Consider the following 13244-nt stretch of genomic DNA (forward strand, 5'->3'; position numbering starts at 1 on the left):
TGATATGACCCTTTCCTTCGATCTCACCACTGAGGGCGCACGCGACGCGTTGCGCACTCGCGCCACGCCCGAGAAGCCGTCGCTGATCGGCCTGACCCGGACCGAGCTCGGCGAGGCCCTCATCAGTGCCGGCATCGTGCCCGAGCGCCAGGCGAAAATGCGCGCCCAACAGCTCTGGCACTGGATGTATGTGCGCGGCGTCTCCGATTTTGCCGGCATGTTCAACATCTCCAAGGATCTGCGCGCCGAACTCGACAAGCATTTTACCGTCGCCCGGCCCGAAATCGTCGAGGAGCAGATTTCCTCCGACGGCACGCGCAAGTGGCTGTTCCGCTTTCCGCCGCGCGGTGCCGGCCGTCCCGTCGAGATCGAGACCGTCTACATCCCCGAAATAGGCCGCGGCACGCTCTGCATCTCCTCGCAGGTCGGCTGCACGCTGACCTGTTCGTTCTGCCACACCGGCACACAGAAGCTGGTGCGCAATTTGACGGCGGAAGAGATCCTGGCGCAATTGCTCACCGCCCGCGACCGGCTCGGCGATTTCCCCGACCGCGACACACCCGACGGCGCCATCGTCCCTGCCGAGGGCAGAAAAGTCTCCAACGTCGTCATGATGGGCATGGGCGAGCCGCTCTACAATTTCGAGGCGGTGAAGAAGGCGCTGCTGATTGCCTCCGACGGCGACGGACTGTCGCTGTCGAAGCGCCGCATTACGCTCTCGACCTCCGGCGTGGTGCCCGAGATCTTCCGCACCGGCGAGGAGATAGGGGTCATGCTGGCGATCTCGCTGCACGCCACCAATGACGATCTGCGCGACTTGCTTGTGCCGATCAACAAGAAGTATCCGCTGAAGGAACTGATCGAGGCCTGCCGCGCCTATCCCGGCCTGTCCAACGCCAGGCGCATCACCTTCGAATATGTGATGCTGAAGGACGTCAACGATTCCATCGAGGACGCCAAGGGCCTGATCAAGCTGCTCAAGGGCATTCCAGCCAAGATCAATCTGATCCCGTTCAACCCGTGGCCGGGCACCAACTACCAGTGCTCGGACTGGGAGACGATCGAGAAGTTTGCCGACTACATCAACAATGCCGGCTATGCCTCGCCGATCCGCACCCCGCGCGGCCGCGACATCCTCGCCGCCTGCGGCCAGCTCAAATCCGACTCCGAACGCATGCGCAAGGTCGACCGCCTGGCGCTGGAAGCCATGATGATTGCGGGGCATGGCGAGGCGTGAGCCGCCTCTTCGCCTATATCCTCCGTTTCGCTGTCATCCTGTTCGGCTATGTCGTCGCCTCATTGGCGGCGAGCGCCTTTCTCAACGTGCTGTTCCTGGCTTCCGTCGGTTATATGCCGGACGATGCGCACCCAGCGGCGGCCGCGGCGCTGTATTTTTCGATCCCGTTCGTGGCGCTGTTTGTCGCCTATTTCGCTTTGATACCGGCGGTGGTCGCAATCCTGATCTCCGAGGTCCTCAGCCGCCGCGACTGGCTGTTCTATGCACTCGCGGGCGGCGTCGTGGCCGCGGCCTTCCTCGGCTTCGTCCACCAGAACGTGGATTTCGACGTCACCGAACCGCGCGCCATCGCCGCGGTGATCGGCTGCGGCATGGTCGGCGGCATCTTCTACTGGCTAAGCGCCGGCCGCTGGGCCGGAAGCTGGTGGCAGGCCGCTACTTCGCCTGAGCGGTCAGGATCTTGAGCGCGAAGGCCGAAAACACACCGGCAAAGAGATAGTCGACGACCCGCGTCACCCGCGGGCTGGCCTTCATCGCCGCCGAAAACCTTTCCGCGGCAAACACCATCGGCGCCGTCACAGGGATCGACAGCACGATGAACATGAGGCCGAGGAAGAACAGTTTTCCCGGCGCGTTCGGATCGTGAGCCGAGACGAACTGCGGCAGAAACGTCATGAAGAACAGGATGATCTTCGGGTTGAGCAAATTGACGCCGAGTCCGGCGGCCCAGCTGCGGAACAGCGAAATCTGCGGCCCGTTCTTCTTCTGCGGTGAAAACGCCGAGCCCTTGGTCATCGCCTGCCAGGCCAGGAACACCAGATAGGCGGCGCCGAAGATTTTCAGCACCAGGAAGGCCATCGGCGAGGCGACGATCAGCGCCGAGATGCCGACCGCCACCAAAGTTGTATGGATCAGCGTGCCGAACAGAGCACCCGCCAGCGAGGCAAAGCCGGCGGCGCGGCCCTGGCTCAGTGTTCGCGAGACGAACAGCGTCATATCCGGCCCCGGCGTGATCGCCAGGATCATGGTGGCGATGGCGAACTGGATCAGTGTTGTGGTGTCGGGAATGAAGGACATCGGTGGCCCCTGGCGAATGATCGTCGGTCTATAACGCAGCCTCCCCGCTCACGCCAGCAACTGACTGGCGTGGGCATCTGGTCCAGCGGCTGCGGCGGCCGGCGCCCGTTCATCCCTTGCGCTGGCCGGAAATGCCGTGATACCTCGCCCGCGAAACTCACGCGCGGAACCGCCAAAATGTCCCCAGCAATGCCCAAGACAAAAGACGTCAAGAAGGTCGTGCTCGCCTATTCCGGCGGTCTCGACACCTCCATCATCCTGAAATGGCTGCAGACCGAGCTCGGCGCCGAAGTCGTCACCTTCACCGCCGATCTCGGCCAGGGTGGCGAGCTGGAGCCGGCGCGCAAGAAGGCCGAGATGATGGGCATCAAGGATATCCGCGTCGTCGATGTGCGCGAGGAATTCGTCTCGGATTTCGTCTTCCCGATGTTTCGCGCCAACGCCGTCTATGAAGGCACCTATCTGCTCGGCACCTCGATCGCCCGCCCGTTGATTTCCAAGCACCTGGTCGAGATCGCCCAGGAGGTCGGCGCCGATGCCATTGCGCACGGCGCGACCGGCAAGGGCAACGACCAGGTCCGCTTCGAGCTGTCGGCCTATGCGCTGAATCCCGACATCAAGGTCATCGCGCCATGGCGCGACTGGTCGTTCAAGTCGCGCACCGACCTGATCAACTTCGCCGAGCAGCACCAGATCCCGGTGGCCAAGGACAAGCGGGGGGAGGCGCCGTTCTCGGTCGACGCCAACCTTCTGCACTCCTCTTCCGAGGGCAAGGTGCTGGAAGACCCGTGGAGCGAGCCGCCGGAATTCGTCCATCAGCGCACCGTCTCGCCGATGGAGGCGCCGGACAAGGTCACCGAGATCGAGATCGAATTTTTGAAGGGCGATCCGATTGCACTGAACGGCAAGAAGCTGTCGCCGGCCGCCATGCTGACGGCGCTTAACGATCTTGGCCGCGACAATGGCATCGGCCGGCTCGATCTGGTCGAGAACCGCTTCGTCGGCATGAAATCGCGCGGCGTCTACGAGACCCCCGGCGGCACCATCCTGATCGTCGCCCACCGCGCCATCGAATCGATCACGCTCGACCGCGGCGCCGGCCACCTCAAGGACGAGTTCATGCCGCGCTACGCCGAGCTGATCTACAACGGCTTCTGGTTCTCGCCCGAGCGGCTGATGCTCCAGGCGATGATCGACAAGAGCCAGGAAGACGTCGAAGGCACGGTGCGCCTGAAACTCTACAAGGGCAATGTCATGGTCACCGGCCGCAAATCCAAGAAGACGCTCTATTCCGACGCGCTGGTCACCTTCGAGGATGACCGCGGCGCCTACGACCAGAAGGACGCCGCCGGCTTCATCCGCCTCAACGCGCTGCGGCTGAGAACGCTGGCCGCGCGCAACCGCAAGGGTTGAGCCCAACTACTATTCCGGGCAACCCGGCGGAGACTGCCAAGAGGGGCTAACGCTGGGCTCTTGATTATTCGCATGGCCATGCACCAACAAAAAAGCCCGGCGTTGGCCGGGCTTTCATGTCGAATGAAGATTATCGTTCAGCTGCCGTCGATCGCGTCGGCGATCTGGGCGATGGCCTGCTGGTAGACGCTGGCGGAATTCCAGCCGGCGATGGCCCCCATATTCGCACTCGCGCTCGCACCGGCCCGCCAGCCATGAGCCTTGAGGAAGTTGGCCGTCGAAGCCAAGGCCGTCGCCTTGTCGCGCAGATTTCCGTTGCCGACGCCATACTTCAGGACATTGCCGGGCAGGAACTGCGTATGGCCGATCTCGCCATGCGCAGCCCCAACCGACGAGGCGCTCAGCGCGCCGCGATCGACCAGCTTCAGCGCCGCAATGGCATGCGGGTAAAAGAAGCCCGGGCGACGGCAATCATAGGCAAGCGTCAGAATGGCGGAGACCGTGTTCTGGTTGCCCAGGGAGGCTCCAAAGCCGGTTTCCATGCCCCAGATGGCCAGCAACACGCCCGGCGACACCCCATAATTGCTCTCGATCCTGTCGAACATCGCCGCATTCGACTTCTTCAGCGCACGGCCTCTGGAAATGATAGCAGCTCCGCCACGGCGCTTCATGAAGGCGTCCACCGAACCGCTGAACGCCTTGTGGATGGCGCGGTCGACGGAGATTGTCTTTGTCGCGTAGCTGGCACCGGCCAGAGCAGCCAGACCCTTCCCGCCGACACCTTCGGACCTGGCCTGCGCGGCAAAGTCCTGCTTCCACGCTTCGAAGCCCGCGCCGGTCTTGCCGCAGCTGGCCGCCGCCTGCGCGCCCGTCGCCAGCGCAAGTACCGCGACCACCGCGGCAGCAATAATCTTTCCCTTGGCAAGCAATGCCATGCTTTCTCTCCTGATTGCCTGAATCACGTCCCGGTTGCGAACTTGCCAGCGAAACGCGCCATTGTCACCGTACCCCCGGCGCTACGCTGGCCAATGCAGCGGAATTTGCTTACGATCAAGTGCTTATTGTGGCCGAAACGCCCGGGCGCCGGGCAGGCGAATTCGCTGCTCGGGTAAAAAGAGGCGACGGGGGCATGGAACGGCGGCCCGTGGCGGGCGTTTGGGCGAGGCGCCGCTCCGCACCATATTCCTCCTCTGACGCATACGCCAACGCCTGACGCATCGAGATCGACATGAAACTGTTCGACTGCCCGCATTGCGGCCACCGCCTCTACTTCGAGAATGCGCAGTGCCTGAATTGCGGGAGTCTCGTGCTTTACGATCCCGAGCATGCGCGCTTTGCCTTGTCTGACGTCGACGGCATCTTCCACTGCACCAATGCGGATGAATGCGCCTGCAACTGGATGGCCGAACCGGGCCATACCTACTGCCGCGCCTGCGTGCTGAACCAGCTGATCCCCGACCTCTCCGTCGACGGCAACCGCCGCCGCTGGATTCGCGTCGAGGCGGCCAAGAAGCGCGCCGTCTATTCGCTGCTCGCCTTCGGCCTTCCGGTAGCGCCCAAGCACAAGCACGGCGACGAAATCGGCCTCGCCTTCGACTTCATTGCCGATCCGATCGGCGGCGGTCCCGGCGGCGAACGCATCCTTACCGGCCACGACAACGGCCTGATCACGCTCAACGTCGCCGAGGCGGACTCGGCCGAGCGCGAGAGGCGGCGCGTCGAGATGGGCGAAAATTACCGCACGCTGCTTGGTCATTTCCGTCATGAGCTTGGCCACTACTACTGGGACCGGCTCATCCGCGACGTGCCGCAACGGCTCGATGCCTTCCGGGCGCTGTTCGGCGACGAACGCCCCGACTACGAGCAGGCGCTGAAGGCCTATTACGCCAATGGCGCTGCGCCCGACTGGCAGCAGAACCACATCTCCGCCTATGCGACGTCGCATCCATGGGAAGACTGGGCCGAGACCTGGGCGCACCATCTCCACATCACCGACACGCTGGAGATGGTGCACGCGCTGAATTTTCCACTCGGCCAGCTTGAGACAATGGAGACCAATGTGCTGCCGCAAGGCGACACCGGCGGCCGGTTGCAGGCGGCGCCCGCGGAACCTGACGCCGTGCCCGAGCCGTTCGAAAAGATTCTCGCCCGCTGGCTGGTACTCTCGGAAGCCTCCAACTCGATCAACCGCTGCATGGGCCTGCCCGACCTCTATCCCTTCGTCATTTCGGACGTGACGGCGCAGAAACTCAGCTTCGTGCATGAGCTTTTGACCGGTTTGCCGAAAGAAACCGGAACAAATCGTGAGCTGGCGTCGGTATTTTAGCCGGAACGCATGCGCTCTGGTTTCGTTTGGTGTCGCGAGGGACCATGAAAGGGAGAGAAACATGAGACGCATATTGTTTCCGGCCGTCGCCGGGGCGCTTGTCGCGATGTCGGGTGCGGCACTCGCCGATACCGCCGTCTCGGCCGTCACCGACCTTAATGTGCGCGCCGGCCCCGGCCCGCAATATCCTGTGATCGGCGTGCTCGCCGCCGGCCAGTCGGCGACGCTCAATGGCTGCATCGAAAACAGCAAATGGTGCACCATTGCCGAAGCCGGAGGCCAGGGCTGGGTCTATTCCGACTATGTCACGGCCGATTTCGGCGGCAACCGGGTCGTTCTGACACGCCGCCCCGCCGACGCCGCCATCACCGTGGTTACACCGCCGCAGGATGATTATCCCGATACCTATACCGGTGCGATTCTGTCCGACGACGGCCCCGTCGACGCCATCGACAGGCCACCGGCGGAAGTCGGCACCTATGTCAGCACGCACCGGCTCGATCCGGTCTATCTCGAGGGCGAGGTGGTGACCGGTGCTACCTTGCCCGACACAGTCGAACTGCGCGAAATCCCCGACTACCGCTACCGCTACGTCTATGTGAATGGCCAGCAGGCGCTGGTCGACCCGCAGACACGGCGCATCATGTACGTCGTGCGCTGATTTTGCCTGGAAAGAATGACAAGTGAACTCGTGCCGCCCTCCTGCCGAGGCTGAGGGCGGCACAAGGGCTCGCTGAAACAGCAGCAATTGCGCGAGAGCCGACGATCCCCTAGATCATGCCACCCGATGCGTTCGCAGAGGAACTCGCGTGATATCAGATCCAACCGCCTTCGAGCGCTATCGCAACACGGCCACCGAAAAGACGAACCTGCCGCGGCTGATAATCGGAACGGCGGTCGTCGTCCTGTTCTGGGTGGCGATCACCCTGGTTGTGGTGCTTGGCGGCACCTATGTCGCCATCCTCTGGCATGTATTGCCGGGCGATCCGCGCGGGCCGCTTCAGGGCTTTCTGGCCTCGCCCATCGGGATACTCACCGCACTCACCTCGTTTGCCGGCATCTGGCTCGGCCTCTGGCTTGCCATGCGTTTCGTCCATGGCGAGCCGCTCTCGGCGCTTTTCGGTGCCAGCCGCCGCGTGTCCTTGTCGGGCTTCCTCAAGGGCCTGGTCGCGGTGCTGATCACATCGGCGCTTTCCGAAATCCTGCTCTACTGGCTACAGCCCGAAATCGCCCGCGGCACGATCAACCTGTCGACCTGGCTGCTGTTCCTGCTCCCGATCGTGGCGCTGACCCTGCTGCAGACCTCGTCCGAGGAGATGCTGTTTCGCGGCTATCTGCTGCGCGGCCTGGCCAGGCGCTTCGAGAGCCCTTACGTGTGGGCGCTATTGCCCGCTTTGCTGTTCACCTCCTTGCATTGGAGCCCGGGCTCGACCCCCGCCATCAACGCCTGCGTGCTGGCCTCGATCGCCGCCTTCGCCTTGCTGTTGACGCTGGTGGTTTATGTCACCGGCAATCTCGGCGCCGCCTTCGGCGCCCATCTCGGCAACAATCTCACCGGCTTCCTGCTGATCTCGCATCAGGAGAACTACAATTCCTTCGCCCTGTTCAACGCCAAGCCGCTGGAAGGTCCGGACTGGACGACGACGGATGCCGTCATCATCGCCGCCATCGGTATCGTCTGCACCTTGCTGACGATCCTGCTGCTTCTGCACCCGCGCTCGCCGCTGAAGGTTACGGCCGACCCTCGGGATGCAGGGTGAACTAAACAGGGACCGATCCAGAGACCGGCAAGCCGCCCTTGTCTTGACTCTTCGGCCGATTTCCTGTCTACAGCCCCGAAATCCGCGACGAGTATCCCTCCGAGCAAGCCGACCAGGACGCCAAAACCTTTTGAGGTGGGTGCTGTAAACAGATCCTGGAGGCCAACACCCGGCAGCGCTAAGCGCCCCCGGGTGCTTTTTGGTTTTGAGCTTTGCTTGGATGAGCGGCGCGAACGCACTACCTCTCGGGCACCATCGGGGTGCCTGAGAAAAAGGAAACGGAATGTTTGAATCGCTGCAGGAGCGCACAAGAGGCGTGGAGGGCCATCGGCCCGACAGGGATCACCATGAATCCAAGGCGCTCTCGCGCGGCGGGTTGACCAATGTTTGAATCACTTCAGGAGCGCCTTGGGTCCATCCTGAACGGCCTGACAGGCCGCGGCGCGCTGTCGGAGGCTGATGTCTCGGCGGCGTTGCGCGAGGTGCGCCGTGCGCTGCTCGAAGCCGACGTTGCGCTGGAAGTGGTGCGTTCCTTCACCGACAAGGTGCGCGAGAAGGCCGTCGGCGCCGCCGTCGTCAAGTCGATCAAGCCCGGACAGATGGTCGTCAAGATCGTCCATGACGAGTTGGTCGACATGCTCGGCGCCGAGGGCGTCGCCATCGACCTCAATGCGCCGGCGCCGGTCGTCATCATGATGGTCGGCCTGCAGGGCTCCGGCAAGACGACGACCTCGGCCAAGATCGCCAAGCGCCTGACCGAGCGCCAGAACAAGAAGGTTCTGATGGCCTCGCTCGACACGCGGCGGCCCGCGGCGCAAGAGCAGCTGCGCCAGCTCGGCGAGCAGGTCAAAGTCGCGACCCTGCCTGTCATTGCGGGCCAGAACCCGGTCGACATCGCCAGGCGCGCCGTCCAGGCAGCCAAGCTCGGCGGTCATGACGTCGTCATCCTCGACACCGCCGGCCGCACCCATATCGATGAGCCGCTGATGGTGGAGATGGCCGACATCAAGAAGATGTCGAGCCCGCACGAAATCCTGCTGGTCGCGGATTCGCTGACCGGCCAGGACGCCGTCAACCTTGCCAAAAGCTTCGACGAGCGCGTCGGCATCACCGGCCTGGTGCTGACCCGCATGGACGGCGATGGCCGTGGCGGTGCCGCGCTTTCGATGCGCGCCGTCACCGGCAAGCCGATCAAGCTGATCGGCACCGGCGAAAAGATGGACGGGCTGGAGGAATTCCACCCCAAGCGTATTGCAGACCGCATCCTCGGCATGGGCGACATCGTCTCGCTGGTCGAAAAGGCCGCCGAAAACATCGACGCCGAGCAGGCGGCGGCGATGGCCAAAAAGATGCAGTCGGGCAAGTTCGACCTGAACGACCTTGCCGGCCAGCTTCAGCAGATGTCGAAAATGGGCGGCATGGGCGGCATCATGGGCATGATGCCCGGCATGGGCAAAATGAAGGACCAGATGGCGGCCGCCGGCCTCGACGACAAGATGTTCGGCCGCCAACTCGCCATAATCTCGTCGATGACCAAGGCCGAGCGCGCCAATCCGGACATGCTGAAACATTCGCGCAAGAAGCGCATCGCCGCCGGCTCAGGCACGGATGCGGCCGAGATCAACAAGCTCTTGAAAATGCATCGCGGCATGGCCGACATGATGAAGGCGATGGGCGGCAAGGGCAAAGGCGGCGGCCTGATGCGCGGCATGATGGGCGGCCTTGCCTCCAAGATGGGCCTCGGCGGCATGATGCCGGGTGGCCCCGGCGGCATGATGGGTGGCGGCATGCCCGACCTCTCCAAGATGGATCCCAAGCAGCTCGAAGCCTTGCAGAAGCAGATGCCCGGCCTTGGCGGCATGAAGGGCCCGCCCACCCCGAGCGGCGGTGGCCTGCCCGGTCTGCCCGGCGGCATGAAGCTTCCCGGCCTTGGCGGCGGTGGTCTGCCCGGCCTCGGAAAGAAGAAGTGAGGACGCTATGAACGAAGAAAAAGACATGGCCGACGCACGCACCATCCTGGCCGGCTATCGCGCCTCGATCGACAACATCGACGCCGCCCTCATTCATATGCTGGCCGAGCGCTTCCGCTGCACCAAGGCGGTCGGCGTGCTCAAGGCCGAGCATGGCCTGCCGCCCGCCGACCCGGCGCGCGAGCAGGAGCAGATCACCCGCCTTCGCCAGCTGGCGAAGGACGCTCATCTCGACCCCGATTTCGCGGAAAAATTCCTCAACTTCGTCGTCCGCGAAGTGATCCGCCATCACGAGCAGATCGCCGCGTCCAACGGCGCAAGCAAAACCGGCTAACAAAGTGCATGTCGCCCAAAAGTGCGCAGCGGTTTTGGGACAACGACCTGCACCAGACAAAGCCATTAACCCAACACTGAAATCAGAAATTTAGGAGAAATGAAATGCCCTTGAAGATCAGACTGGCCCGTGCGGGCTCGAAGAAGCGCCCTTACTACCACGTCGTCATTGCCGACGCCCGTTCGCCGCGCGACGGCCGGTTCATCGAGTCGATCGGCTCGTGGAACCCGCTGCTGCCCAAGGACGGCGAGCGCGTCAAGGTCGACGCCGACCGCGTCAAGCATTGGCTGTCGCACGGCGCTCAGCCGACCGACCGCGTGCTGCGCTTCCTCGATGAGGCCGGCCTCCTCAAGCGCGAAGCCCGCTCCAACCCGAAGAAGGCCGAGCCCGGCAAGAAGGCGCAGGAACGCGCCTCTCTGCTGAAGAAGGCCCAGGAAGACGCTGCCGCCGCCGTTGCCGCCGCTGCTGCAGCCCCGGCCGAAGCGGAAGCCGCCACCGCCGAATAAGCATCGCGTCATCGCATCGACAAAACGGCGGGCCTGTGCCCGCCGTTTTGCTAATGTGCGGCGATGTCATATGCGTTCGAACGAAAGATGACTGAGCGGACCGTCACGGAAGAGACCCTTTTCGGCGGCGTAGCCGGAACGCTGTTGCGATGCGCCGGCGCCACGACAGGCGTCGTCGTGCTCAGCGGATCGAGCGGCCGCATCGACGTCACCCGCGCCCGGCTCTTTGCCAAGGAAGGAGCATCCGCTCTCGCGCTGCAATGGTTTGGCGGCGAAGGTCAGGTGCCCGGCCGGGCGAAAATCACGCCGCGCTCGAGGCTGCATGCCCATGGCGGCAATGACGACGCCGACACGCGCCTGGGCCGCCTGGCTTGGGAGCATATCCGGGGATTGCTGTAGCGCAGGCAGCCATGGTCCAGCTGCCTTGGGCAACAGCGAAACCGGCGATCTATAGCCGCCGGTTTCCGATGTTGGACCTGGCTGTGTTCAATAACCGTCGGGGCAGCTGGCGATATAGGTGCGCCCGTTGCGGCCGCGGTAGCGACATTGACCGCTTTCGCTGGCACGGCCGATCAGCGCGCCGGCCACGGCGCCGACGGCGCCGCCGACGACGGCGCCCTGAACCGGATCATTTGCCACAGCTGCGCCAACCGCCGCGCCGCCGAGACCGCCGACCGCGGCACCCTTTTCGGTTTGCGAGCACGCACCCAGTGCGGTCGCCAGTACCAGAATGATCATCGCTTTTTTCATTGTCGTTCCTCTCTCACGCGGATCGCCGTCCTCGCCGCCACGGCTCTAACTCCCAGACAGCTGATTTGATCCCGAAGACGTGAGAGATCCCGGTGCGCGCGCCTGTCACATTCGTAACGACCACCGCCGAGCTTGTTGAAATGCAGGACGTTTTACCTTTCAGTGGCCTTCTTCAGATTGGCGAGGCCAGCCTCGAAATCCTTGCCGATCAGCGTATCGAAATTCATGAAGAGACCCAAAAGCTTGGCAATGAAGGGCCGGCTGCCGCGCATTGCCCAGGTGACTGCGGTGGTGTCGCCCGAGGGCTTCAGGGTGAAGTCGACGCTGTTGTTGGCCCGGAACGGCTTCTCGAAGTCGAGCTTCAGCGACACCAGCGAGGATGGCACGGAATTGACGATCTCCATGCGTCCCTTGCCGGCCTTGGCATTGCCTTCCCAGGCGTAGGCGGCGCCCTTGCCGGCATCAGCGCCCGACAGCGTGCGCTTCATCTCGGGGTCGAGCTTTTCGTAGGGTGACCACTCCGGCCAGTGCTTGAAATTGTTGATCAGCGGAAAGATCGCTTCCGGCGCGGCCTTGATGCTGGCGGTGCGGGCGGTGACGAAATCATTCGACCTCGTCGCCGCATAGATGAGCACGGCGGCGATGATGACGACCAGGATGATGAGAATGGTGCTGAGCATGTTTTTCTCCTCGCTTAACGGCTGAACGGGATCAGGGCGCGCACGCTTGGGTCGCGCAGATAGAGACCGCCCCACAGGATGATGCCGAGATAGACGCTAAACAGCGTGTGCGAAAACAACGGGCTGCCGACGCGCATATTTGTGGCGATGGCGCCGCCGAGATAGCCGGTGAGCAGGATGGCGCCGAGCACCGAGGTGCGGGGCAGCGCATAGAGCGCGGTCGAGATCAGCCCGATAATGCCGAGCGTGCGCGCGACATTGACATCGGCCGGCCAGCCGAGCGGCACCATGGTCTGGGTGACGACATCGAGCGGCGGCAGCTTGATGACGCCGTCGAAGATCATGAACAGGATGATGAGGCCGCTGAGCACGCGGCCGGTCCACAGGGCGCCCGATGAGACGGGCATGGTTTGAGAAATACTCACGGGTGTTCCCTCCTAAGCGGTTCGAGCCGTTTGCTGGCTTCGGACCAAGGACGAGCGATGGGGCGGCAATCCTACAGGGTGCGGATTCTTTTTGGGTAGCAGCAAGCAAAAGCCGCTGCGTGGCGATCCTTCACCCCCCCTCTGGCCTGCCGGCCATCTCCCCCGCAAGGGGGGAGATTACACGCTCGACCGCTTCGGCAATGTTCCATGAATGAGCGGAGCATCGAAACCGCCGATCTCCCTGCTTGCGGGGGAGATGCCCGGCAGGGCAGAGGGGGGCGCTGTCCCTCCACCTTGACGGACTATCGACATCCACCAGTCACGGCTATTGATAGGGCTGGGCGAGAGACGAGCGAATGGCCGGCGAGACTGATCTGAAAAGGCTGCTGGCGGCGATGACGCCGGAACTGCTGCCGGACGTCTACGTGTTCGCTACGCTCACACCTGGAATCAGCCGGCAGGCAGGCCTCGATCCCGTGATGGTCTTTCGCGAGCGCGAGGGTGTGACACTGATCGTGACCGAGGACGCGGCACGGGCGGCCGGGCTGACCGCTTCGTTCCGCTGCCGCATGATCACCCTGAACGTCCACTCCTCGCTGGAAGCCGTCGGCTTCCTCGCCGCCATCACCGCCCGGCTGGCCGCCGCCGGCATGGGCGTCAATCCGGTCTCTGCTTTCTATCATGACCATCTGTTCGTGCCCGCTGAGCGGGCCGAGGAAGCGATGGAGTTATTGCGCCAACTGGCCAAGGATAACGCCGGCTGAAT

Annotated in this window: 15 protein-coding genes and 1 pseudogene; 11 read left to right on the plus strand and 5 right to left on the minus strand. The window is 63.5% G+C overall.

Features of this window, described 5'->3' with window-relative positions:
• Positions 1–4 precede the first annotated feature (4 nt).
• Both rlmN and NKI35_RS17555 read left to right on the plus strand, forming a co-directional pair.
• Complete coding sequence (rlmN, locus tag NKI35_RS17550; RefSeq protein ID WP_023818343.1) at positions 5–1237, plus strand: dual-specificity RNA methyltransferase RlmN; 1233 nt, start codon at positions 5–7, stop codon at positions 1235–1237.
• On the plus strand, positions 1234–1701 hold the full coding sequence (locus NKI35_RS17555) for a hypothetical protein (RefSeq protein WP_023818344.1): 468 nt from the start codon (positions 1234–1236) through the stop codon (positions 1699–1701). Before rlmN ends, NKI35_RS17555 begins: the two co-directional genes overlap by 4 nt.
• Here the strand turns inward: NKI35_RS17555 and NKI35_RS17560 are convergent.
• Positions 1673–2314: a LysE family translocator gene (locus NKI35_RS17560; RefSeq protein WP_023747392.1), complete on the minus strand. Its 642-nt coding sequence runs from the start codon at positions 2312–2314 to the stop codon at positions 1673–1675. The genes NKI35_RS17555 and NKI35_RS17560 overlap by 29 nt on opposite strands.
• Positions 2315–2503: 189 nt before the next feature.
• Here NKI35_RS17560 and NKI35_RS17565 point away from each other — a divergent pair, with 189 nt between their 5' ends.
• Complete coding sequence (locus NKI35_RS17565; protein WP_352741091.1) at positions 2504–3727, plus strand: argininosuccinate synthase; 1224 nt, start codon at positions 2504–2506, stop codon at positions 3725–3727.
• 137 nt (positions 3728–3864) lie between these two features.
• On the opposite strand, the gene NKI35_RS17570 is transcribed toward NKI35_RS17565, so the two are convergent.
• Entirely contained in the window at positions 3865–4662 is a 798-nt protein-coding gene (locus NKI35_RS17570) for a lytic murein transglycosylase (RefSeq protein WP_023694544.1), read from the minus strand.
• A gap of 293 nt (positions 4663–4955) precedes the next feature.
• Here NKI35_RS17570 and NKI35_RS17575 point away from each other — a divergent pair, with 293 nt between their 5' ends.
• The 7 genes and pseudogenes from NKI35_RS17575 to NKI35_RS17605 all read left to right on the plus strand — a co-directional run.
• Positions 4956–6053: a zinc-binding metallopeptidase family protein gene (locus NKI35_RS17575; protein ID WP_023687662.1), complete on the plus strand. Its 1098-nt coding sequence runs from the start codon at positions 4956–4958 to the stop codon at positions 6051–6053.
• 61 nt (positions 6054–6114) lie between these two features.
• The gene (locus tag NKI35_RS17580; RefSeq protein ID WP_023683834.1) at positions 6115–6714 is read left to right on the plus strand and encodes a DUF1236 domain-containing protein; all 600 of its coding nucleotides are present in this window, start codon (positions 6115–6117) and stop codon (positions 6712–6714) included.
• A gap of 148 nt (positions 6715–6862) precedes the next feature.
• Positions 6863–7813, plus strand: coding sequence for a CPBP family intramembrane glutamic endopeptidase (locus tag NKI35_RS17585; RefSeq protein ID WP_352741062.1), 951 nt, complete (start codon positions 6863–6865; stop codon positions 7811–7813).
• 383 nt (positions 7814–8196) lie between these two features.
• Positions 8197–9783, plus strand: coding sequence for a signal recognition particle protein (gene ffh, locus NKI35_RS17590; protein ID WP_023671707.1), 1587 nt, complete (start codon positions 8197–8199; stop codon positions 9781–9783).
• Positions 9784–9790: 7 nt separating this feature from the next.
• Positions 9791–10117 (plus strand): chorismate mutase, encoded by a 327-nt coding sequence (locus tag NKI35_RS17595; protein ID WP_023671706.1) that lies wholly within the window; start codon positions 9791–9793, stop codon positions 10115–10117.
• A gap of 104 nt (positions 10118–10221) precedes the next feature.
• Positions 10222–10623: a 30S ribosomal protein S16 gene (rpsP, locus tag NKI35_RS17600; protein WP_023671705.1), complete on the plus strand. Its 402-nt coding sequence runs from the start codon at positions 10222–10224 to the stop codon at positions 10621–10623.
• An 87-nt stretch (positions 10624–10710) separates the two neighbouring features.
• A pseudogene (locus NKI35_RS17605) lies at positions 10711–10926 on the plus strand (acyl-CoA thioesterase); the annotation flags it as partial.
• 183 nt (positions 10927–11109) lie between these two features.
• Here NKI35_RS17605 and NKI35_RS17610 read toward each other — a convergent pair.
• The 3 genes from NKI35_RS17610 to NKI35_RS17620 form a co-directional block, all read right to left on the minus strand.
• Positions 11110–11373 (minus strand): YMGG-like glycine zipper-containing protein, encoded by a 264-nt coding sequence (locus tag NKI35_RS17610; protein WP_023683830.1) that lies wholly within the window; start codon positions 11371–11373, stop codon positions 11110–11112.
• A gap of 152 nt (positions 11374–11525) precedes the next feature.
• Positions 11526–12053 (minus strand): SRPBCC family protein, encoded by a 528-nt coding sequence (locus NKI35_RS17615; protein ID WP_023752732.1) that lies wholly within the window; start codon positions 12051–12053, stop codon positions 11526–11528.
• Positions 12054–12067: 14 nt separating this feature from the next.
• Entirely contained in the window at positions 12068–12478 is a 411-nt protein-coding gene (locus NKI35_RS17620) for a DoxX family protein (protein WP_023687655.1), read from the minus strand.
• 356 nt (positions 12479–12834) lie between these two features.
• Between NKI35_RS17620 and NKI35_RS17625 the strand changes: the two genes are divergently transcribed.
• The gene (locus NKI35_RS17625; RefSeq protein ID WP_352741065.1) at positions 12835–13242 is read left to right on the plus strand and encodes an ACT domain-containing protein; all 408 of its coding nucleotides are present in this window, start codon (positions 12835–12837) and stop codon (positions 13240–13242) included.
• Positions 13243–13244: the final 2 nt, after the last annotated feature.

The organism is Mesorhizobium sp. M0676, from assembly GCF_040320535.1.
Lineage (GTDB): Bacteria > Pseudomonadota > Alphaproteobacteria > Rhizobiales > Rhizobiaceae > Mesorhizobium.

What these genes read in the sequence shown, in the direction of transcription:
- NKI35_RS17580 (WP_023683834.1), top strand. Translation starts at nt 6,115, where the DNA reads ATGAGACGCATATTGTTTCCGGCCGTCGCCGGGGCGCTTGTCGCGATG.
- NKI35_RS17595 (WP_023671706.1), top strand. Translation starts at nt 9,791, where the DNA reads ATGAACGAAGAAAAAGACATGGCCGACGCACGCACCATCCTGGCCGGC.
- NKI35_RS17560 (WP_023747392.1), bottom strand. Translation starts at nt 2,314, where the DNA reads ATGTCCTTCATTCCCGACACCACAACACTGATCCAGTTCGCCATCGCC.
- NKI35_RS17570 (WP_023694544.1), bottom strand. Translation starts at nt 4,662, where the DNA reads ATGGCATTGCTTGCCAAGGGAAAGATTATTGCTGCCGCGGTGGTCGCG.
- NKI35_RS17575 (WP_023687662.1), top strand. Translation starts at nt 4,956, where the DNA reads ATGAAACTGTTCGACTGCCCGCATTGCGGCCACCGCCTCTACTTCGAG.
- NKI35_RS17625 (WP_352741065.1), top strand. Translation starts at nt 12,835, where the DNA reads ATGGCCGGCGAGACTGATCTGAAAAGGCTGCTGGCGGCGATGACGCCG.
- ffh (WP_023671707.1), top strand. Translation starts at nt 8,197, where the DNA reads ATGTTTGAATCACTTCAGGAGCGCCTTGGGTCCATCCTGAACGGCCTG.
- NKI35_RS17610 (WP_023683830.1), bottom strand. Translation starts at nt 11,373, where the DNA reads ATGAAAAAAGCGATGATCATTCTGGTACTGGCGACCGCACTGGGTGCG.
- NKI35_RS17615 (WP_023752732.1), bottom strand. Translation starts at nt 12,053, where the DNA reads ATGCTCAGCACCATTCTCATCATCCTGGTCGTCATCATCGCCGCCGTG.
- NKI35_RS17565 (WP_352741091.1), top strand. Translation starts at nt 2,504, where the DNA reads ATGCCCAAGACAAAAGACGTCAAGAAGGTCGTGCTCGCCTATTCCGGC.
- rlmN (WP_023818343.1), top strand. Translation starts at nt 5, where the DNA reads ATGACCCTTTCCTTCGATCTCACCACTGAGGGCGCACGCGACGCGTTG.
- rpsP (WP_023671705.1), top strand. Translation starts at nt 10,222, where the DNA reads ATGCCCTTGAAGATCAGACTGGCCCGTGCGGGCTCGAAGAAGCGCCCT.